Source organism: Janthinobacterium rivuli, assembly GCF_009208735.1.
Classification (GTDB): domain Bacteria; phylum Pseudomonadota; class Gammaproteobacteria; order Burkholderiales; family Burkholderiaceae_D; genus Janthinobacterium.
On sequence record NZ_WFLJ01000001.1, the window covers coordinates 171757 to 191774 of the forward strand.

General features: G+C 66.6%; 17 protein-coding genes. 4 read left to right on the forward strand and 13 right to left on the reverse strand.

The annotated features are described in order from the left end of the window. Nucleotides 1-13 precede the first annotated feature (13 nt). From GCN78_RS00835 to GCN78_RS00870, 8 genes are all read right to left on the reverse strand, one after another. The gene (locus GCN78_RS00835; protein ID WP_226939398.1) at nt 14-799 is read right to left on the reverse strand and encodes a substrate-binding periplasmic protein; all 786 of its coding nucleotides are present in this window, start codon (nt 797-799) and stop codon (nt 14-16) included. Between the two features lie 48 nt (nt 800-847). Next, a complete protein-coding gene (gene tssA / locus GCN78_RS00840) occupies nt 848-1879 on the reverse strand; it encodes a type VI secretion system protein TssA (RefSeq protein WP_152249949.1) in 1032 nt (343 codons plus the stop codon). Between the two features lie 20 nt (nt 1880-1899). Further along, entirely contained in the window at nt 1900-4542 is a 2643-nt protein-coding gene (tssH, locus tag GCN78_RS00845) for a type VI secretion system ATPase TssH (RefSeq protein WP_152249951.1), read from the reverse strand. Beyond that, complete coding sequence (gene tssE / locus GCN78_RS00850; RefSeq protein ID WP_152249953.1) at nt 4539-5012, reverse strand: type VI secretion system baseplate subunit TssE; 474 nt, start codon at nt 5010-5012, stop codon at nt 4539-4541. Before tssE ends, tssH begins: the two co-directional genes overlap by 4 nt. A 65-nt stretch (nt 5013-5077) precedes the next feature. After that, nucleotides 5078-5569 carry an Hcp family type VI secretion system effector gene (locus GCN78_RS00855; protein WP_034750126.1) on the reverse strand — a complete coding sequence of 164 codons (492 nt, stop codon included), beginning with the start codon at nt 5567-5569 and terminating at the stop codon, nt 5078-5080. 31 nt (nt 5570-5600) lie between these two features. Beyond that, a complete protein-coding gene (tssC, locus tag GCN78_RS00860; protein WP_152249955.1) occupies nt 5601-7100 on the reverse strand; it encodes a type VI secretion system contractile sheath large subunit in 1500 nt (499 codons plus the stop codon). 1 nt (nt 7101) lies between these two features. Continuing rightward, nucleotides 7102-7611, reverse strand: coding sequence for a type VI secretion system contractile sheath small subunit (tssB, locus tag GCN78_RS00865; RefSeq protein WP_152249957.1), 510 nt, complete (start codon nt 7609-7611; stop codon nt 7102-7104). 38 nt (nt 7612-7649) lie between these two features. Continuing rightward, nucleotides 7650-8246, reverse strand: a complete 597-nt coding sequence (locus GCN78_RS00870; RefSeq protein ID WP_152249959.1) for a hypothetical protein — start codon at nt 8244-8246, stop codon at nt 7650-7652. A 283-nt stretch (nt 8247-8529) separates the two neighbouring features. On the opposite strand from GCN78_RS00870, the gene tssJ reads away from it, so the two are divergent. The 3 genes from tssJ to icmH are packed head-to-tail and all read left to right on the forward strand — an operon-like array spanning nt 8530 to nt 11350. Then, entirely contained in the window at nt 8530-9147 is a 618-nt protein-coding gene (gene tssJ / locus GCN78_RS00875) for a type VI secretion system lipoprotein TssJ (protein ID WP_152249961.1), read from the forward strand. A gap of 50 nt (nt 9148-9197) precedes the next feature. Beyond that, nucleotides 9198-10568 (forward strand): type VI secretion system baseplate subunit TssK, encoded by a 1371-nt coding sequence (tssK, locus tag GCN78_RS00880; protein WP_152249963.1) that lies wholly within the window; start codon nt 9198-9200, stop codon nt 10566-10568. Then, nucleotides 10565-11350: a type IVB secretion system protein IcmH/DotU gene (gene icmH / locus GCN78_RS00885; RefSeq protein WP_152249965.1), complete on the forward strand. Its 786-nt coding sequence runs from the start codon at nt 10565-10567 to the stop codon at nt 11348-11350. The genes tssK and icmH overlap by 4 nt, the downstream gene beginning before the upstream one ends. A 127-nt stretch (nt 11351-11477) precedes the next feature. On the opposite strand, the gene GCN78_RS00890 is transcribed toward icmH, so the two are convergent. From GCN78_RS00890 to GCN78_RS00905, 4 genes are all read right to left on the reverse strand, one after another. Beyond that, nucleotides 11478-12260: an OmpA family protein gene (locus GCN78_RS00890; RefSeq protein WP_152249967.1), complete on the reverse strand. Its 783-nt coding sequence runs from the start codon at nt 12258-12260 to the stop codon at nt 11478-11480. A gap of 9 nt (nt 12261-12269) precedes the next feature. Beyond that, complete coding sequence (tagF, locus tag GCN78_RS00895) at nt 12270-13250, reverse strand: type VI secretion system-associated protein TagF (protein ID WP_152249969.1); 981 nt, start codon at nt 13248-13250, stop codon at nt 12270-12272. After that, a complete protein-coding gene (gene tssM / locus GCN78_RS00900; protein ID WP_152249971.1) occupies nt 13247-17083 on the reverse strand; it encodes a type VI secretion system membrane subunit TssM in 3837 nt (1278 codons plus the stop codon). Before tssM ends, tagF begins: the two co-directional genes overlap by 4 nt. A 217-nt stretch (nt 17084-17300) precedes the next feature. Continuing rightward, on the reverse strand, nt 17301-18140 hold the full coding sequence (locus tag GCN78_RS00905) for a M15 family metallopeptidase (protein ID WP_152249972.1): 840 nt from the start codon (nt 18138-18140) through the stop codon (nt 17301-17303). Between the two features lie 138 nt (nt 18141-18278). Between GCN78_RS00905 and GCN78_RS00910 the strand changes: the two genes are divergently transcribed. Beyond that, nucleotides 18279-18980 (forward strand): hypothetical protein, encoded by a 702-nt coding sequence (locus tag GCN78_RS00910; RefSeq protein ID WP_152249973.1) that lies wholly within the window; start codon nt 18279-18281, stop codon nt 18978-18980. A gap of 16 nt (nt 18981-18996) precedes the next feature. On the opposite strand, the gene GCN78_RS00915 is transcribed toward GCN78_RS00910, so the two are convergent. Continuing rightward, nucleotides 18997-19788, reverse strand: coding sequence for an alpha/beta fold hydrolase (locus GCN78_RS00915; protein ID WP_152249974.1), 792 nt, complete (start codon nt 19786-19788; stop codon nt 18997-18999). Nucleotides 19789-20018 lie beyond the last annotated feature (230 nt).

The window sequence follows — 20018 nt, forward strand, 5'->3', positions numbered from 1 at the left end:
TCCACAGATGGAATCAGGGTTGCAGCGCGTGGTCGACGATGCGACGGATCGCGCCATTGTTTTGCATGCGCACGATGGCGGCATTGAATTGTTCGATAAAGTCATCGCGATAGGGGTAGGCGACCGGCCGGCGCACCGTAAAACCGAGGTGGCCCTGCTGGCTGGCCAGCTGCGCCGTTTCCTGTATCGCCTGCATCGGCGTGCCCGGCGGCCCCTCGCGCCGGATGCGCTGCAATTCCCACTGCGCCGACAGACGGTCGCTGACATAGCAATCGATACGCCCGCGCATCAGCTTGAGCAGATTCGTGCGCGTACCCTTGGCCGGGTCGAGCACGATTTTTTCAGCGCGCAAGGACGCCATCAGCCCTGCATCGCCCAGCAAAAACCCCGCGTTCACGCCGAGGTGCAGGCCGGCGTAATCGACGGGCCACTGCTGCAGCCTGCGCCTGGCCAGCACGTCCTGGTTGCACAGCACCACCAGCTGCTCCATCAGCAGCGGCACGGAATAGCGCAGGTACGGCCGCTCGCTGCGCCACGAATACGGCGGATACAGGGCGAAGGCATCGCCCGTCTGCAGCATCAGCACGCCCCGTTTCCAGGGCACGGGACGCAGCTGCACCGCATACCGCGGCATCGATTGCGTTGCTTCGCGCACGATCTCCGTATAGATGCCTTTCATCCGGCCATTCTCAACGTAGGAGTACGGCGGATAATCATCGTCGCCATAAATCACCAGCGGCACCGCCGCACCGGCCCGCGCGCTGGCGGCGATGGACAGGCATAGGGCGGCAGGCAACATGAGCATTCTGGACATGCCCGAAGAGTAGCATGGAAGGGGGTAACGCCATCATCCATTCGCGCTGTTCGTGCCCAGCATGTCGTCGAGCTGCGCCAGGGTATTCGAGTCCTTCACGACGGCGCGCAGCCACAGGTGCAGCGGCAGCTCGCCCCAGCTGGCGGCCTTCTCGGCCAGGTAGGCGACGGGGCTGTGCGGCTCCGTGCGGCGAAAAAAATCGGCCACCTGGCGCAACTGGGCCAGCGCCTGCTGGCGCTGCACGATGGCGCCCCCGCCCCCGCCGGCGACCTGGCCGGAAGCGGACGGCGCGTCGGCAAGATCCGCCCCAGGCGACAGCGGCGCGATGAAATGGATGGCGCTTTCCAGCGCTTCGCGCGCGGCGCGAAAACTCGGGCCATCGGCGCCGAAGCGCGCATCGACGCTGCGCTCGAACGCCAGCAGCGACTGCATGCAGTATTGTGCATCGGCCAGCAAGCCGGCGGAAAAGGCGCGCGTGTTCCTGTGCCGCGCCGCCTCCATCTGCGCCAGGGTCGCCCCGTCGTCCTGGTGCGCATCGCCCCAGCCCTGTTCCGCCGCGCCCTGCGCCAGGCTGGCGGCCGCGCGCTGGCGCGCCGCCTCGAAATCCTGCAGCGCATACAGGCCTTCGGTCCCTTCGGTCAGCGGGATCTCGCGCAGCAGCTGCGGCGTGCGCGACAGCAGCCAGAACACGTTGCCGATGCGCTGTTCCTGATCGCCCTCTTCCGCCGGCGGGTACAGCCCCTCCCAGTAACGCTCGCACAGGCCGGCCAGCAGCGCGTAGCCATCGCCCAGGCCACGGAAGTGGCGCGTCTTCGCGTGCGCCTCGGCCAGCCATACGGCCACGCGCAAATCCTTGCTGCGCGCCGCGATCAGTTGTTCGCAGCGCGTCGCCACGAAGGGCCAGTCGGCTTCCTTCAGCGCCGTCACCCACTCGCCCTGGTCCAGGCTGGGATCGTCGTGCTGGCGCGCGCGCGCGATGGCGTCGAGCTCCTGGCTGAAGGTGAGGTCTTCGCCGCATGGACTGACGGCGCTGACGGGGTGCAGCAACTGCTCCAGATTGAACATGGCGCTCTCCGGAAGGTGGATTATCGGATCGTGTACTTGAACTGTCCCTGCTTGCTCGCGCTGACGCGTATCGACGCGACCGGCTCGCCGTCCGCCATGCGCGCCAGCACCGCTTCGGCGATCGCCGGCAGCAGGCTGCCGTTGAGGATCTGGTCGACATTGCGCGCGCCCGAATCGACCTCGGTGCAGCGCGCCAGCACGGCGTCGACCAGGCCCGCGTCATGGCTGAATTGCGCCTGGTGGTTGCGCGCGATGCGCTGCCCGATGCGCGCCAGCTTCAGCGCGATGATCTCGGCCAGCACCGCGTCGTTCAGGGGGTAGAAGGGCAGCACCTTCAGGCGCCCGAGCAGGGCTGGCTTGAAATGCGCCACCAGTTGCGGGCGCACCAGTTCTTCCAGCGCGGCCGGTGTGGGCAAGTCTTGCGCCGCCCGGTTCAGGCAAGCGGCCATCATGGCGCCCGAACCCAGGTTCGAGGTGGCGATGATGATGGTGTTGCGAAAATCGACCTCGCGCCCTTCCGCATCATCGAGGACGCCCTTGTCGAACACCTGGAAAAACAGTTCCAGCACGTCGGGATGGGCTTTTTCCGCCTCGTCGAGCAGCACCACGCTATAGGGCTGGCGCCGCACGGCTTCCGTCAGCACGCCGCCCTCGCCATAGCCGACATAGCCGGGTGGCGAGCCTTTCAGGCCGGCCACGCTGTGCGCCTCCTGGTATTCGCTCATGTTGATGCTAATGAGCTTGCGTTCGCCGCCATACAGCAGGTCGGCCAGCGCCAGCGCCGTTTCCGTCTTGCCCGTGCCGGACGGTCCCGTGAACAGGAACACGGCTTGCGGCTTGTTCGGGTCGTCCAGGCTGGCGCGCGCCGTGCGCACGCGCTGCGCCACCGCCTCGATGACGTGGTCCTGTCCCAGCACCCGTTCGCGCAGCGCCCCATCGAGGGTCAGCACCGTGCGGATCTCGTCCTTGAGCATCTTTCCCAGCGGGATGCCGGTCCAGCCGGCGACGATGCCGGCCACCACCTGGGCATCGACTTCCAGCGGCGACAGCGGCGCCTCGCCCTGCAGGGCCGCCAGTTCTTCCTTCAGCGCCAGCAGGCGCGCCGCGCCGACTTCGCCCGGCCGCTCGCCGCGCAGCTGCGCGCGCAAGTCGCCGATCTGCATCACCAGCGCCTTTTCACGCTCCCAGCGCTGCGCCAGCGCCGCGATCAGCGCCTGCCCTTCCTCATGCTCGCGTCGCAGCTGCGCCAGGCGCGCGGCGCCGGCCTTGCCGGGCGCGTCGCCGTCACCTGCCTCGCGCATCAGGGCGGCGATTTCCGTGCCGGTGCGTTCCTGGCGCCGGTGCGCGTTTTCCAGCTGCGCCGGCGTGGCGCGCTGGCCCAGCGCCACCTTGGCGCACGCCGTATCGAGCACGCTGATGGCCTTGTCGGGCAGCTGGCGCCCGCTGATGTAGCGGTGCGACAGGCGCACCGCCTCGACGATGGCGGCATCGCGCACGCGGATGCCGAAATGGCGCTCCATCAGCGGCGCCATGGCGCGCAGCATGGCGCAGGCGATGTCTTCGCTCGGTTCCTCCACCTTCACCACCTGGAAACGCCGCGCCAGCGCCGCATCCTTTTCAAAATATTTCTTGTACTCGCTCCAGGTGGTGGCGGCGATGGTGCGCAGGGCGCCGCGCGCCAGCGCCGGTTTCAGCAGATTGGCCGCATCGTTCTGCCCCGCCTGGCCACCGGCGCCGATCATCGTGTGCGCCTCGTCGATGAAGAGGATGATCGGGTGCGGGCTTTTCGTCACCTCGTCGATGACGTTCTTCAAGCGGCTTTCGAATTCTCCCTTCACGCTGGCGCCGGCCTGCAGCAAGCCCATGTCGAGCGCGTGGATGCGCGCGCCCTGCAGAACCTCGGGCACGTCGCCGGCGGCGATGCGCAAGGCCAGGCCTTCCACCACGGCCGTCTTGCCCACGCCCGCCTCGCCCGTGAGAATCGGATTGTTCTGGCGCCGGCGCAGCAGGATGTCGACGGCCTGACGTATCTCGGCCTCGCGGCCGATCACGGGATCGAGCTTGCCGTCGCGCGCCAGCTGCGTCAGGTCGGTGGTGAACTGGTCCAGCGCCGGGGTCTTGCTGGCCAGACTAACAACAGGATCGTCGCCGGTGTCGGAAAGCCGCGGCACCGCCGCGCTTTCCTCCTCGCCGGAGCCGGCCGTCAGCTTGTCCGGATGGTGCTTCAATTGCTCCACGCTGAAGCGGGCGAACAGCTTCGAGCCGCGGTAGGCCAGCTGCGACAGTTCCGGCTCCGTCAGCAGCGCCAATAGCAGATGGCGGCTGCGGATGGGCCCCGGCTGCGCCGTGTCCAGCGAGGCGATCAGCCAGGCGTGTTCGAACAGCAGCGGCAAGTGGGGCGAAAACACGGGCGTGCGCGCGCTGCCCGTGCGAAAGCCGCCGATCTCGCGCCGCAGGTCCGCCTCCAGCGCCGTCAGGCTGATTTCGCTGCGCCGCGCGATGGTGACGAAATCGCTGCTCTCCTGCTCCAGCAGGGCCAGGAACAGGTGTTCGATATCGACTTCGTACTGGCCCAGACCCACGCAGATGCCGGCGGCGCGGGTGGCGGCCGTGCGCGCCGTGTCATTCAGTTTGGCGATCAGTGTCTTGAGGTTGTTGCTCATGCGGCGGCTCCCTTGCGGTTGATCGAATAGCGCAGCGACGATGGCTGCAGCACGGCGTCGAAATTGACCGTCTCGCCGCCGGACTTCACTGCCAGGGTGCCGCTGATGACGAAGCCGACGCGGTTGATGCTGCCCGCCTCACGCTCCAGGCGGGCGCGCACATTGCGCAGGCGCGGTTCGTGGCGTTCGATGGCGGCCTTCAGCGCGGCGCAGATGCGGGCGCGGTCATCGCTGCTGGACAAACACATGCCGGCGAAATCGATCAGGCCATAGTTGACGATGGAAGCCGTGCATTCCGGATAGGCGTCGAGCGCGCCCGGCGGCAGGGCCACGCGCGTGTTGAGCAGCTCTTCCAGGTCGCGCGCCACCGCATCCTTCAATTGTTCCAGCGACAGGCGTGCCGCCACGCCGCCCGCCGCACCGCCGTCGCCCATCAGGCGGTCGAACAGGCCAGGTACATAACTGTCCATGCGCTCTCCTGAGAGTGAGCGCGCCGCGCGGGCGGTGGTGGCCGCCGCGCGCCGCGCGCCATGGATCAAGCCACGCGGTTCGCGGCCAGGTCCCAGCCGCCCGAAGTATTGCCGCCGGCGCCGCCCGTCACTTTTTGCTGCGTGTATTTCCACTTCACTTTCGAAAACTTGAAGCCGACGTGTTCACCGAGGATGTCGCCCTCTTCCACGTTCGGTGTCACGGCACCGATCAGCACATTTTCGATTTCGATTTCAAAGTACTTGACGCGCTCGCCCTGGCCGTCGGCGCGCATAAATTCGAAGCGCGCCTTGGGGATGGTCTTGCCGGCCGAGCAGGTCTGCAGCAGCACCGGCGAGGCCAGGTCGGCCAGCTTGGAAATGACGATGTCCTTGTGCTCGCAGCGTTCGGCCGTGTGGCCGCCGCCCGTCGACGCGGTGGCCGATTTCGGCTGCTCGACGCTCCAGCTGACCGATTTGCACTCGATCCAGTCTTTGTGCTTGTCATCGGTGGACTCGCCCTTGATGCCGTCTATCTGCAGATATACATCGATTGCCATGGTGTACTCCTGTGGTTGAAAGAGGGATGAATCAGGAATTGGTCGACTTCGGCAACTCCGCGACCAGTCGGAGCGAAACGGATAATTCATCGAGCTGGAAATGCGGCCGCAGGAACGACACGGCGCGGTACACGCCGGGCCGGCCCGGCACTTCATGCACCTGCACGGACGCTTCGCGCAGGGGGAACTGCGCCTTCTGTTCCTGGCTGGCGTTATCGTCGAGCAGCACGTACTGCATCAGCCAGCGGTTCAAGAAATCTTCCACGTTGGAGGCGGCGGCAAAGCTGCCGATCTTGTCGCGCATCATGGCCTTCATGTAATGGGCGATGCGCGAGACGGCGAAGATGTACTGCAGCTGCGACGACAGCACCGCGTTCGCATTGGCCGCGTCGCTGTTGTACTTGCGGCTTTTCTGCGCCGATTGCGCGCCGAAAAACGCCGCATACGCCGTATTCTTGCAGTGCACCAGCGAGATGAAGCCGAGGTCCGACAATTCCTTTTCGCGGCGGTCGGTGATCGCCACTTCGGCCGGACATTTCAGGGCCACATCGCCCTCGTCCGTCTTGAACGTATGCGTGGGCAGATCGTCCACCAGGCCGCCGCCCTCCACGCCGCGGATGGCGGCGCACCAGCCGTAGTCGGCAAAGGCGCGCGTCAGCTTGCAGCCGAACGCATACGCGGCGTTACACCACAGGTATTTGTGATGGTCGCTGCCGTCGACTTCCTCGACGAAGTTGAAACCTTCGACGGTGGTGCCATCGACGGGGTTGAACGGCAACCGGCCCAGGAAGCGGGGCAAGGTCAGGCCGACATAGCGCGCATCCTCGGATTCGCGGAAGGCTTTCCATTTCGCGTACTCGATGGTGTCGAACACCTTGGCCAGGTCGCGCGGCTTGCCCAGGTCGCCGTAGCTTTCCAGTCCAAACAACTCGGGTGCGGCCGAGGCGATGAACGGCGCATGCGCGGCGGCGGCGATGTGCGACATCTGCTCGACGAAATACATGTCTTCCGGCTGGCGCGAGATGGCGAAGTCGCCCAGCAACGCGGCGAACGGCGCGCCGCCGAAGGTGCCGAATTCCTCTTCATACACCTTCTTGAACATGCTGCTCTGGTCGAACTCCAGCGCGGCCTGGAAATCCTTCACCAGCTCGCGCTTGGTGGCGTTGAACATGCGGATCTGCAGGCGCGTGCCGGTATCGGAATTGCCGACCAGGTAGCGCAGCCCCGTCCAGCTTTGCTCGAGCTGCTGGAACGGCGCCGCGTGCATGATTTCGCTGAGCTGGGCGGAGATCAGGCGGTCGATTTCCGCCACCCGCGCGTCCAGCGTGGCCGACAGGTTGCTGGACATCAGCACCGTGCCGTCGAGCACCTGCGCGACCAGTTCCGAGATCAGGTCGCGGGCGCGCGCATGTTCGGCGCCGGACTTGGCGACGCGGCTTTGCTCGACGATCTGGTCCAGCAAATCGGTGGCGGCCGGCGCATCGGGTGCGGATACGGCGAGGGATTCTGGGGCTTCTGCCTGGGCGCTCATCTCAATCCTCCTGCGCTGGGAAATGCGGTTTCAGGGTGGCCAGGCTGTCCGTGTTGTTCAGCACTTCCGTCAGCAAGTCTTCCAGCTTGTCGTTGCCGGCCAGCTTGTTGCGCAAATCGGCCAGCTTGGTGCGCGCCTCGAGCAGCTTGCGCAAGGGGTCGACCTGGCGTACCACCGATTCCGGGCGGAAGTCCTCCATCGAACGGAAGTGCAGGTCGACGGCGAACGTGCCGCCCGCCTCGCTGAGACGGTTCGGCACGGCGAAACGGGCCACCGGTTCCACGCCGGCCAGCACCTCATCGAAGTTGTCGCGGTCGAGGGCGACAAACTTGCGGTCCTTCAGGCGCTTTTTTCCGCTGTCCGGATTGCCGCCAAAGTCGCCCAGCACGCCGACCACGAAGGGCAGCTCCTTGTTTTCAATCGCGTCGCCAATCTCGACGTCATAGGTCATTTGCACGCGCGGCGCGCGTATCTTTTGCAGGCGTTTCTGCACGCTGTCGGACTTGGGCATGTCGCTTCCTTTACTCAGGGGATGGTGGGAATGCCGGCTTATTTCAGGCCGCTGAACGGATCGGCCGCGCTGCCTGGCGCCGCCGCGCCCTTCGCCGCCGGCGCGCCGGAACCGGACGTGGCGGCGCGCTTGCCGCCCGCCGACGGGCGCTTGGCCGGCGGCACCAGCACGTCTTCGCCGATGCTCGCGCGCAGCAGCTTGGCCAGGTCCTGCGCTTCCGATCGCAGCGAGCCATTCAGATTGTTTTGCCGCGACAGGTCAGCCAGCGCCTTGCCGGACAGGCGCAAGCCGCTGACGGCAACGATGCTGTTGGCGACCTTGTCGTCGGGGTCGCGCTCCAGCGCTTCGAGCGCATGGCCGATGGCGTCGCCGTACTGGCCGCGGTCGAACTTCATCTGCGCCATTTGCAGCCACGGCGCCTTGTCGGCCGGGTAGCTGCTGCCGCCGCCCCGAAGCAGAGTCATGGCGCGCTCGTACTGGCCGGCGCGCGCCGCCGCATCGGCATCGCTCATCACTTGCGCCAGGGTCGGCGCGGCAGGTTTCTTGGGCGCCGACTGGTCCGGCGTGGCGCAGGCGGCCAGCAGCAAGGCGCTGGCGAAGCAGGCAATACGGGGCAACACGGTGGCTGGCTTCATCGGGGCATTCCTTCACGTGGAGGACGCTACCGCTGGGAAAGATGGGCGGCGCCTTAGTGGAGGCCATTATTGATCGCCAATTTTCTTGCCAGATTGAGATTAATCAGCAAAGAAGAAGTTCCACATCAGAGCCGCGCGCGGCGACATGAATCCTGATCTGGCGCAGTAATTGCCACGATCGCGGGCGGATTTTGCGCCAACGCAAACAGGTCGCCCCTGCATGCGCTTAAATGACTGCAACACTTTTATTTCCACCCTTCATCTTGCGAAGATAGTCCAGCCCATGCCATCTGACGCCCCGCTCCGCCGCCTGGTCCGCGCCACCGCGCTGGCGCTGCTGTTGCTGCAGACGCTGCCGCTGGCCGGCTGTGCGGGCGGCGCCATCGGCACCCTGGCCAACGCGGCGCTGCAGATGGCCGGCGTGGCCAAGCCGCCGCCCGAGCTGCCCGACGCGCAAAAGCCGCCGCGCAATGTCAGCATCCGCCTGCATGCGGCGCAGCGCCTCAACACGGATGCGGCAGGACGGCCGCTGGCGCTGGTGGCGCGCATCTACAAGCTGCGTCAGAGCGCCGCCTTCGAGCAGGCGCCCTACGACAGCTTCCTCGACGCGCAGCGCGAAAAGGCCGCGCTGGGCGCCGATCTGATGGAAGTGAAGGAAGTGCTGCTGGTGCCGGGCCAGCGCTACGAAATGCAGGAAAAAGTCAGCAAGGAAGCGTATTTCATCGGCGTCGTGGCCCTGTTCCGCGCACCTGCGGCGCAGCGCTGGCGCGCCATATTTGCCGCCGCCGACGCGGAACGCGGCGGCATCACCGTCGGCCTGCACGCCTGCGCGCTCAGCGTCAGCGGCGTCGCCGGCATGGACAGCGGCCTGGCGCCGCTGGCGGCCCTGCGCTGCCAGTGATGCAAGCCAATGAAGCAAAGCGACACGCCACACATTCAAGGAGAAACGCAATGGGCATGGCAGCGAAAGTCTTGTGGGGCGAAGGCCTGTTTTTGCGGCCGCAGCATTTCCAGCGCCAGGATCAGTATCACGAAGCGCGCCTGCATCACACGGCCAGCGCGCTGCATCCCTACCTGTGGGGCGTGGCGCACATGGAGTGGGATCTGGCGGCGCTGAAGACGGGCACCCTGCGCCTGCAGGCCCTGTCGGCGATCTTCCGCGATGGCGAAGTTTTCGAAGCGCTGGGCGACGGCGCGCCCGGCAGCGATAGTCTGCCCCCGCCGGTGGACCTGGAAGCGCTGCCGCCGGCGGTGCAGGAAGTGACGTACTACGCGGCCCTGCCCATCCTCAACGGCGACGGCATGAATTACACGGCGCAGACGTCAACGGCGGGCACGCCGGCGGCCACGCGCTTCGCGCACGCCATGCGCGCCACGCCCGACCTGTTTACGGAGTCCGCCGTGGCCGACGTGGCCTACCTGAAGAAGACCGTGCGCCTGATTCCCGACAGTGAGGCGCGCGGCTCCTATGACTGCCTGCCGCTGATTGCACTGCGGCGCACGGTATCGGGCGGCTTCGAGCCCGTGCCCTCGTTCATGGCGCCCAGCCTGGCGATCGCCGGCGCGCCGCGCCTGCAGGGCGTGCTGGAGCACCTGCTCGACGCCTTGCAGGCGAAGGTGAGCGCGCTGCACGGCCACCACCGCGAACCGAGCCGCAACGTGATCGAATTCCGCTCGGGCGACGTGTCCTCGTTCTGGCTGCTGCACACGGTCAGCACGGCCGCCGCCGCGCTGATGCACTACGTGCGCCACCCGGCCCTGCATCCGGAACGCCTGTACGAGGCGCTGCTGGGCCTGGCGGGCGGCCTGCTCAGCTACTCCAAACATTACACGCTGGCCAGCCTGCCCGCCTACGACCACGCGCAGCCGGGCGCCTGCTTCGACGCCATCGACGCGATCATCCGCGAACTGCTCGACACCGTCATCTCGTCGAAATATTTTTCCATCGCCCTGCTGGAAGACCAGCCGTCGTACTACCTCGGCAAGCTCGATTCGGGCAAGATCGACCAGCACACCACTTTATACCTGGCGATTCGCGCCGCCATGCCGGCCATCGAACTGGTCGATGTGGTGCCGCTGCGCGTGAAAGTGGGCGCGCCCGACGACGTGGAAAAATGCGTGCTCACGGCCATGCCCGGCCTCAAATTGTCGCATGCGCCGCAAGTGCCGGCGGCCATTCCCGTGCGGCCCGACACCTATTATTTTGCGATTGAAAACCGCGGCGCGCTGTACGAACAGATGCTCAAAGCGCAGTCGATTTCCGTGTATGTGCCGGCCGGCATACGCGACCTGCAGCTGGAACTGATCGCGGTGACGGCATGAGCCAGCTCATCGAACGGCGCGCTGCGCCCTCCCTGCTGGGTCCCCGCGGCGCATCCCCGGCAGGCGGCAGCCGGCATGCCGGCAGCGCCCTGCTGGACCTGATGCACGAAGGCTTTTACATGCTGTTCATGCTGAAGCACGGTTCGGCGCCCGGCGACGAGCAAAGTTTCATGGACCGCATCACGGCCTTCCTCGACGACTTCGAACGCGAGGCGAAAAAGATCCGCGCCGATGGCGACGATATCGAGGCGGCCAAGTACGCGTTTTGCGCGGCCGTCGATGAAATCATCCTGGCCTCGCCCTTCACCCTGCGCAAGCAGTGGGAGCGGCGCCCGCTGCAACTGCTGATCTTTGGCGACCAGCTGGCCGGCGAACATTTTTTCGACCGCCTCGACGCCTTGCGCGGCAAGGGCGCCATGCGCGTGCAGGCGCTGCAAGTCTTCCACATGTGCCTGTTGCTGGGATTCCAGGGCAAGTATGCGATCGACGGCGGCGAAAAACTCAGCTACCTGACGGCGCGCCTGGGCGACGAGATCGCCCACATCAAGGGCAAGAGCCGCGGCTTCGCGCCGCGCGCGGAACGCCCCGACCAGGTAGTCAACAAACGCGGCAGCGACGTGCCGCTATGGGCCCTGTCGAGCTTTTTCGCCCTGCTGGCCATCTGCGCCTACCTGGGCCTGAAAACGCATCTGACGCGCGGCACGCAAACCACCCTGGCCGCGTATGCGGACCTGGTCAAGCTGGCGCCGCGGCCAGCGCACCTGACCATCACCCTGCCCTGAACACCTCACAGAACCTACTGCGCGTCGAGATTTGCGGCCTGCGATGCTCAATGTGCATTCGCACACCTGCGCTTCTCGGCCACAACTCTCATCCGCTCGCTACGGTTTTGTGAGGCGTCAACCCAATCTATTGCGCAATACGGAACTCGATGCGCCGGTTTCTCGCCCGGCCATCGGCCGTGGCGTTGCTGGCCACGGGACGGTCCGGTCCCTGGCCCGACACCAGCACCGAATCGGCGACGACGCCCTTGCTGGCCAGATAGGCGCGCACGGCTTCGGCGCGCGCCTGGCTCAGGGCCACATTGCTGGCGCGCAGGCCCGTGTCGTCCGTGTGGCCGATCACCTCCACCTTGCGACCCCGCAGCCTGAGCATGGCGGCCGCCATCTCGTCGAGGATGGCCAGGCCGGCCAGCGTGATGGACGCCTTGCCGCTGTCGAATTCGATGATGCGCTTGTCCAGCGCCGCGTCGAGCAAACCCTGCTCGGCCTCGGCCGCCTTGACCCGCAAGCCATTGTTGACGACATACGTGGGATTGAGGCTGGTGGCGATGTCGCTGGCGATCTGCTGGCGCTGCGCCTCGTTCGCCACTTCGCCGCGCACGCTGACGTTGTTGCCGTCGATGCTGATCTGGCCCCGTGAAATGAGCTTCAGGTTCGGCGCGATCAGTTTTTGCACGTAGCCGTTCCAGTTGGCCGGCACGGCAACGTTGCCGATGGCGATCTGGTCGACCACGCGCTCGGCGCCATACAGTTCGCGCAGGCGAGCCAGCACGGCCGCCTTGCCCGCCTCGTCGGCCAGGGTGCCCGTGACGAGGATCTGCCCCGGCATCGGCGTCTGCGGCGCTTGCGCCTGGGCGTGGCAGGGAGCGGCCGCGGCAAGCAGCAGCGGAAAAATGAGGGGAGATTTCATCGCAGTCCTTCAGGCAAAGGTATCGGCAAACATGGCGCAGGCCGAGCGCAGCGACAGTTGCTCCTGCTGCAGGCAGGCGGAAAACTGGCGCAACGCCGCATCGTGTCCCAGCTGCTCCTCGACCCAGTCCAGCTGGTCGAACACGATCAGCCGCTCGCTGCCAGCCTGCGGATCGATCAGCGCGCGCAAGCCATTCGGGTCGGCGCCGCAAAAGCCGATCACCAGCACGGGCGCCTCGTCGAGGTGGGAAAAAAACAGCGCCAGTTCGAAATCGGCCAGGCGCAGGAAAGGCGCGATCAGATGCAGCCAGAAGCTGGCCACCAGTTCGCGCAGCTGCGCGTCCTGCGGCAACGGCAGCACCAGGCTTTTCTCCAGGCGCGGCAAGCCGCTGTGGCGCACGGGCCGCAGCAGCAGGCCCAGGCCCAGCAGCAATTCGCGCACCGTCACGGGAAACGCGGGCGAGGCCAGCATGGCCTGCAAGCCATGCAGCGTCTGCGCCTGCAAAAAGGCCGCCAGACGCGCCGCGTGGCCAGGTGCGTCCGGTTCGACGTCGACCACGTTGCCGGCCAGCGCCAGCAGCGCCGGCCCCGGTTCGGCGCTGGCCACGATGCCATGCGACAGCTGCTCCACCCGCTGCCACAACGGCGCCAGCGCCAGCGGGCTGCAAGCGACAAAGGCCTCGGCGTCATCGACTTCGAGCGCGCCCATGGCCATGAAGGGGAAGCGCCTGTGCGACTGGTCGTTGCTCGCTTCCAGGCGCCCGGCGATGGCGCGCCGGCTGCGCATGCCGACAAAGGCAAAGCGCAGCGGCGGCAAGGCGTCGTAATTGAGCTTCCAGCGCGGCTCCACCGTCAGGGCATTCATGACCTGCGCCAGCCAGTCGTCGAGCAGCTGCACCAGCGCGTGATTGTCGCAAGCCTTGATGAAGTCGCCGCGCGCGGGGATCTTGCCAAAATAACCGAGGCGCACCTGCTGTTGCGCGCGCATCATGGCGACACTCCCGCTGCCACGACAGCAACGGCGGCCATGGCCGGCGCGGGTCCGGCAGGAACAGCTGGCGCGCCGACGATGGTCTCGGGCAGCTGCATGCCGCGAAAGCCCTGCTCCTGCACCGCCGCGGTCCCTCCGGCGCCGGCGCCCGCCGTCTCCGCGCTGCTGGTGATTTTCAGGTCGACCGCCACGGCCACCTCGCCGCGCGCCCAGCGCAGTTCGAACACGCCGCCCTCCTTGCGCTTCTTGGTCGCCGCGTCGATCATGCGCTTCAAGCCGAATTGCCCCGGCTCGTTGAACAGTTCCACCGTGCGCCCGTCGAAGGTGACGGCCGTGATGCGCGCGCCCTGCGCACCGGCCGCGCCCTGCGGGCCCGGATGCACCATGTTGGTCCACTGCGCCGGGGTATTGCGGTAGCGCAGCTGCTGGCCGTCGATCTCCACCGTGTATTCGAGGGTGCCCGGCGCGGGCGACGGCTGGATCTGGAACACGGTTTGCGCCGCCGTCGAGGTGGCCGCCACGCCGCCCGCGCCCAGCGGCGCGATCCAGCCGGGGAAGCGCGCCACCACCTGCGGCGACAGGCTGATGCCCATGTCGGCCCAGGTGCGCGGCGCCAGCACGTCGCCGCGCCGCACCACCAGCGGTCCCATGGAGGTCGTGACGAATTTCGCCACCAGACCTTCGGGGCCGAAGAACTGGCCGATCTCGAGGTTGCTCGCCTCGATGCGCGCCGTGGGCGCGAACGGATATTTGTTGGCCAGCGATTTCTGGAACGGTTCATACACCTGCGCCGCCCAGGTCTTGTTGATATCGAGTTCGGCCGGCGCGACGATGACGGCGAAGGTCTGCATCAGCGGGCGCACGAGGATGGGGCGGATCGCCTGCTTTTGCGCATCGCTCATCCCCGTGAGCACCTGCTCGTCGACCAGCTTCAGGGCGTCGGCCAGCTCGGAGCCGCTGCCTTCCAGGGTCTGCTGCATGAACTGGCGCGCGCCCGGTCCCGCGTCGCCCTGGTTCTTCATCTGGTTCAAACGGCTGCGCAGTTTCGACAGCGCTTCCAGGTAGGCGCGCATCAGGGACGCATTATTGTCCCTGGCCGCCACCAGCTTGCCCACGCCGGCAAATTCGCGCCCCACGGGTCCCGTGGGCTTGTCCAGGCGGGCCGGGTCGAGCTGCGCATTGAGACCGGGATTGGCCGTCAGCGGCGACGGCGCGCGGCGCAGCACGGTTTCCTTGAACCAGGCGATGATGCCCCGCTCGGCCTTGCGCAATTGGGCATTCTGCAGCGCCGGATTGTCCCACGAGGTTTCCTCGTAAATGGTCGTCAGCAGCTTGGCGATCGGCGACGACTGCGGGTCGCCCAGGCGGTTCATCGCCTGCACGGCGCCGTCGAAGCCTTTCAGGTCGGCGACGGCGACGCCCTGCACGATTTTTTGCCACTCGCGCGCGTAGTCGGCCTTGTACATGGCCACCAGGTTTTTCTCGATCTGCTCCGGACTGCCTTCCAGCGTCAGGTCGTCGGTGGAGGCGCTTTTCAGCACCCAGTCGGCGCTTTGCAGCTCGCGGTTGGCGGCGTCGCGAAACGCGCCCTCGACGAACTTTTCCCACGCCTGGCGCGTAAAGGCGCCGGAGACGGCGTGACTGCCCGCCAGCAGGGCCTGATCCTGTTCGCCGACGATGCGCGCCACCGTCATGCCGGGAAAGCGCGTCGAGGCGCGCGCCTTGACGTCGGCATACACGCGTTCGCGCGCCGGCATGCCGCGCACCACGCGGCGCAGGTTTTCGCGCGCCTGGTCGACCAGCGCCAGCTTCTGCTCGATGCGCGGCCAGGACGGGTCGCCGATCTGCGCCAGGTAAAACGTCAGCAGCCGTTCGGCGCTGCGTATCATCTGTTCGCGCGGCATGGCGCCCCGATTCCCCTCCAGCCAGCCGCGCCAGAAACGCGTCAGCTGGTCGTTCAGGTGGCTGCTTTCCGCATGCGTCTTATCGGCCAGCATCAGATAGGTTTTCAGCGCGTTGTAGGCATCTTCCACATTCGTCGCGCTGGCCGCCTGGTACTGCACGCCGCGTGTCGCCGCGGTGGGCGATACGGGCGCCGGCGTCTGCGGCGTGCGCGCCGTGGGCTGCAGTTGATCGGCGCTGGCGTTCATCTCGAACAGCAGGGCTTCCAGCGCGCCCGCCACAGGAGCGAGCATGACCTGGCGCGCGCCGGCAAAGTATTCCTCGCGCAGCTTACGCTCAAGCAAGTCGCCCTGGTACAGGCCCAGTCGCAATGACCAGGGGCGTTGCGTGCGGTACGCCTCCAGCTGCTCGATGCGGTCCTGCAAGATCTCCAGCGCTTCCAGGCGCGACTGCAGGTCCAGGCGCCGCTCCTGCAGCTTCACCACCTTGTTTAAATCGGCCTCGACATTGGCCACCAGTTGCCGGTTGCCCAGGTAGGACCAGCTCCAGCCGCCCAGGCAGGCGCCCAGCGACACCGTCGCGGCGAAGAACACGGCATATTTGAAGCGCAGCTTGGCGCGGTTGGCATAGTTGGCGACCAGGTGCTTGTCGGCAAAAATCACCTTGCGGAACAGCTCCAGCAGGAAATAGCCATGCTGGCGCGCGCCGGACGGCGCCGCGGCCGGCGCCGGCGCGAAGGCCAGGTCGAAGCGGCGCGCCACCTGCTGCGAGGAGGCACTGACGGGCTCGCCCTCCTGCAGCGCGCTGGTGAAATAAAAGCCGCGGAAGACAGGCTGGAACTGGAACGGGTTTTCCTCGAATAGGGTGGCGATGAAGGCGCGCAGGGCCGGCTTGATGGCGGCGAATTCCAGCGGAAAGGTGAAGACGCCGGGGGCCATGGTCTTGCGCTGCCGGTGCGCCATGTTGGCCAGGCTCAGCTCCGTCAAGCCATCGTGCAATTCATCGAAACTCTGGTCGAAAAACGCCAGCAAGTCGGCCGTGGGCAGCTTGCGCTGGTAGGGCATGGTGGCGCCCCAGACGCGCTCGCGCTCGCTGCGTTCGGCATCCGCGAAAAACTCCGTGAAGCCGGCGATCAGGTCCGCCTTGGTAAACACGATGTACAGGGGCGCGAACACTTCCAGGCGCTCGATGACGTCCTGCACGCGCTTGCGCAGGCTGCGCGCCAATTGCATGCCGACATCGGGGTCGCCGCTCAGCTCGGCGATGCTGACGGCGATGAGGATGCCGTTGACGGGCGCCTTGCGCCGGTATTTTTTCAGCAGGTCGAGAAAGCCGAACCACTCGCCGCGGTGCTCGTCGACGACGGAGTAACGTCCCGCCGTGTCGAGCACGATGCCGTCCGTCGTGAAAAACCAGTCGCAGTTGCGCGTGCCGCCCACGCCTTGCACGATCTTGCCGTCGGCGAAAGGGAACTGCAGGCCCGAATGCAGGATGGCGCTGCTCTTGCCGGCGGCCGGGTTGCCGATGATCATGTACCACGGCAATTCGTACAGGGCGGCGGCGCCCGATTTGAGGCCCAGCTTGGACGTCTTGATGGTCTCGATGGCGGCCAGCATGCCCGTGCGCACGGCGCCGATTTCGCCCGGCTGGGTGCTGCTGGCCGTCGACGCCGAGGCGGCCTGCGCGGCGGCGATCTCGGCCTCGTTGAGGATGGCCTGGCCCAGCGCCTGCGCATCGCGCCGCGCGCGGCGCCGGCGCCACAGCCACAGGCCCAGCCAGGTGACAAAGGCCAGCAACAGCAAGGCCAGCGCCCAGATCAGCGCCACTTCCAGCACCTCGGCGCCCAGGTACAGGAACACGGCCAGCGCCACGAAGCCGAGGATGGTCAGATTGCGGCTGTCGGTGAGGAAATGCCAGATTCGTCGCAGCATGATGAGCCCAGGGTGAGGTCGCAAAGCAGGAGGAATGTCGCCGCATAGCGAGGCGGAGTCGGCCCATGCTGACAGCAATGCGGCGTGCCTTTGTTGACATATGACAAGTACCAGGTGCCAGCGCGCGGCAGGCGCCGGCGTGCCATTGACGCTGCGCAAGCAAGCTTGCAGCCGTGAAAATCTGGCCGATACGCGGCGCTAGAATGGCTGGCGCGGCTTACTTGCCCAGCACGCGCGGTTGCGGCAATTCCGTGTGGCCGAAGTCCATCATGGTCCAGCGTCCGCCCCAGCGCAGGCCCACCGATTCGGCCGTCACGCCATATAAACGGTAGCCGCGCATGGCCCAGGCATTTTTTTCAGAAATGACGAGCTTTCCTTCATGCATGAATGCGCAATCGGCCGCCAGGCCATACTGGTGATAGCTTTGAAACGCCCTGGCGTTCGTCACGTTCGGGCCGGCCGCCGCCAGCTGGTCCTGGCGCGCCGGACTGCGGTAGCCTTCCAGCAAAACCATGTCATAGCCATGCACGTCCTTCATGATCTTGAAGACCAGCAGCAGGCGCTGCGCGTAATCGTGGTCGAGCAATTGCCAGTTGCGGCTGGCGCCGCCCAGCAGCGGGCGCAGCTGCGTCACTTCCGCCGTGGAAAACAGCAGCGGCGGCAAGGTCGGTGGCGGCACCAGTTGCTCGCCCTTGAGCAAGTCGCTGACCTGGTCATTGATCGCGTGTTGCTGGTCCGCATAGCCGCGCAGGGCGATGCGGTCGCTGGACAGCCAGGCCAGCAGCGGCGGCAAGATGACCAGCACGCTGCCTGCCAGGCTCAGCCAACGATGCCGCCACAGCAGCTGCCAGGCGCGCGCCATGCCCGTGCCCGCGTGCCGCTGCACGCGTTGCCACTGCGCGCCGCTGCCGCCCTTCAGGTGCTGCGCGCGCCGCTGCATGCGCCAGCCCAGGTTGACGAGCGTGTGCAGCACGATGGCGCGGCCGCCAGGAAACAGCAGCAGCCAGCAGGCAAAACAGGCGAGCAGGAAATACATCAGGACCAGGGCGACGAACATGGGGCGCTCCGTGATGGGATAGTCGGGGCCGGGCAGGCAATTGCTCGGCGGTATCGCTAGATCGTAGGCGTCCGCGGCCCGCATGAGCGCGGTTTACATCAAGGTCAGTCGAGTTTGATCCACTGCGGAGGTGATATTTTGTCTGTATTGAAAACCGGGGATGGCCAGGCGCGCGGTCCCAACCTGCTGAGCAAGGCCGGCGCGGCTGGCGCGCCCATCGAAGGCAAGGGCATCCTGTCGCAGCTCGAACACGGCGTCGCCGCGCCGGCGGCCATGCCGGCCCTGCGCTGGCGCCCCGGCTGGCGGCATTGGGCCGCTGGCGCGCTGGGCGTGACGGTGCTGGTCACGGCCGTGCTCACGCATGACACGAGCCTCGCGCCGCTGCCGAGCGCCCCTGCCACGGCCTCGACGGCACCCGTCATGCCGGCGCCAACGGTGCCGCCGCACGCGGCGCAGGCCGCCACCATCGTCAATACCGCGGCCCCGCCCTTGCCTGCCGCGTCGGCCACGACAGCGGGTGCGGCGCCAGGCGCAAGCGCGCCGCCCAGGACGCCGCAGCCCGTACGGCAGACGGCCGCGCGTCCACAGGGGACGAGGCCGGCGGCCGCGCCAGGCGACAGCGACGTCGCCTTGTTGACGGCGATGGTGGCCCATGCGCACGGGCAGGAAGGCACGGCAAAGCCCGTGCGCGACGTGGTGCTGCGCCAGCGGGAACAGGACCAACAACAGGAAACGGCGGAACTGTTGCGGCGCTGTCAGCAGCTGGGCTTGATCGAAGGCATGCTGTGCCGCTCGCGCATCTGCTCGGGCCGCTGGGACAGCGATCCCGCCTGCCATTGAGCGCCTGCGCGGGCCATCACGTGTTTCTCGGGTGAGCGGCCGCGTCCATGCGGCCGTGCAAAAAGCCTTCCATCAGCGCCAGCAATGCCTGCGGTTGCTCCTGGTGCGGCGTATGGCCGCACTGTTCGACGATGGCGGGCACGGCGTTGAGCGCCTGCGCCACGATGGTGTCGACCTGGGCCGCGCTGCCATACTGGTCTTCGCTGCCCTGCACCACCAGCGCCGGGCATTCGACGGAAGGCAGCAGGTACTCGATGTTCCAGAACTGGAACCCATAGCTGAGCCAAGTGTCAGACCAGGCCTTGAAGATGGTCTCCGTCTTGTCACCATGGTATTTCGCCAGCGCGCGCAGCTTGCCCGCGCCAAACGCCGCGTCCGCCACGCGGATGCCATCAAGCGTGATGCCTTCGACAAACACGTGCGCCGCTTCGGTGATGATGCCGCGCAAGCGCGGCGGCTGCTGCGCCGCATAGATCAGGGCGATGCTGCCGCCATCGGAGTGGCCGACGAGAAAATGGTCCTGCCCCGGCAGCAGTGCCGCGAGCACTTGCGGCAGCTCGCACAGCGCGTAGTCGTGCAGGTAATGGAGCTGGCGGCGCGCCGCCAGCGGCGACGACTGCCCATAGCCTTGCCGGTCATACAGCAAGCCGCGGCAACCCGTCGCCTGGCATAGCTGCGCGGGAAAATCTTTCCACATCGCACAGCAACCCAGCCCCTCGTGCAGGAACACCAGGCAGGGCTTGGCGGGGTCGCCTTCGATCAATTCGTAATAGATATCGGTTTCGGCACTCAGGTTCAGTATCGGCATGGGCTAGGCTCGCAACGGGTTGCGCATCGACAGATCGGCTGCGCCTATTGTGCCATTGTCCTGCGCGGCATGCGTGGCGGCCCGTAAAAATAGCCTGCGGGAAAAGACCTTGCCGCCTTCCTGCAAGGTGTTTGCGCCAGCACAAACGAGCACCGTTTTTCCGGCCGCCTTGCGTGCCTTTTGCCCGCGCGTTTGCCTAGAATGGCTTACTCCAACAGCATGGAGCAGGC

Excerpts from the sequence above, each read along its gene's own strand:
- tssA (WP_152249949.1), bottom strand. The coding sequence starts at position 1,879 with ATGTTCAATCTGGAGCAGTTGCTGCACCCCGTCAGCGCCGTCAGTCCA.
- tssE (WP_152249953.1), bottom strand. The coding sequence starts at position 5,012 with ATGGACAGTTATGTACCTGGCCTGTTCGACCGCCTGATGGGCGACGGC.
- GCN78_RS00870 (WP_152249959.1), bottom strand. The coding sequence starts at position 8,246 with ATGAAGCCAGCCACCGTGTTGCCCCGTATTGCCTGCTTCGCCAGCGCC.
- GCN78_RS00905 (WP_152249972.1), bottom strand. The coding sequence starts at position 18,140 with ATGTTCGTCGCCCTGGTCCTGATGTATTTCCTGCTCGCCTGTTTTGCC.
- GCN78_RS00835 (WP_226939398.1), bottom strand. The coding sequence starts at position 799 with ATGTTGCCTGCCGCCCTATGCCTGTCCATCGCCGCCAGCGCGCGGGCC.
- tssC (WP_152249955.1), bottom strand. The coding sequence starts at position 7,100 with ATGAGCGCCCAGGCAGAAGCCCCAGAATCCCTCGCCGTATCCGCACCC.
- tssK (WP_152249963.1), top strand. The coding sequence starts at position 9,198 with ATGGGCATGGCAGCGAAAGTCTTGTGGGGCGAAGGCCTGTTTTTGCGG.
- tssJ (WP_152249961.1), top strand. The coding sequence starts at position 8,530 with ATGCCATCTGACGCCCCGCTCCGCCGCCTGGTCCGCGCCACCGCGCTG.
- tssM (WP_152249971.1), bottom strand. The coding sequence starts at position 17,083 with ATGCTGCGACGAATCTGGCATTTCCTCACCGACAGCCGCAATCTGACC.
- GCN78_RS00915 (WP_152249974.1), bottom strand. The coding sequence starts at position 19,788 with ATGCCGATACTGAACCTGAGTGCCGAAACCGATATCTATTACGAATTG.
- tssH (WP_152249951.1), bottom strand. The coding sequence starts at position 4,542 with ATGAGCAACAACCTCAAGACACTGATCGCCAAACTGAATGACACGGCG.
- tssB (WP_152249957.1), bottom strand. The coding sequence starts at position 7,611 with ATGCCCAAGTCCGACAGCGTGCAGAAACGCCTGCAAAAGATACGCGCG.
- GCN78_RS00855 (WP_034750126.1), bottom strand. The coding sequence starts at position 5,569 with ATGGCAATCGATGTATATCTGCAGATAGACGGCATCAAGGGCGAGTCC.
- tagF (WP_152249969.1), bottom strand. The coding sequence starts at position 13,250 with ATGATGCGCGCGCAACAGCAGGTGCGCCTCGGTTATTTTGGCAAGATC.
- GCN78_RS00890 (WP_152249967.1), bottom strand. The coding sequence starts at position 12,260 with ATGAAATCTCCCCTCATTTTTCCGCTGCTGCTTGCCGCGGCCGCTCCC.
- icmH (WP_152249965.1), top strand. The coding sequence starts at position 10,565 with ATGAGCCAGCTCATCGAACGGCGCGCTGCGCCCTCCCTGCTGGGTCCC.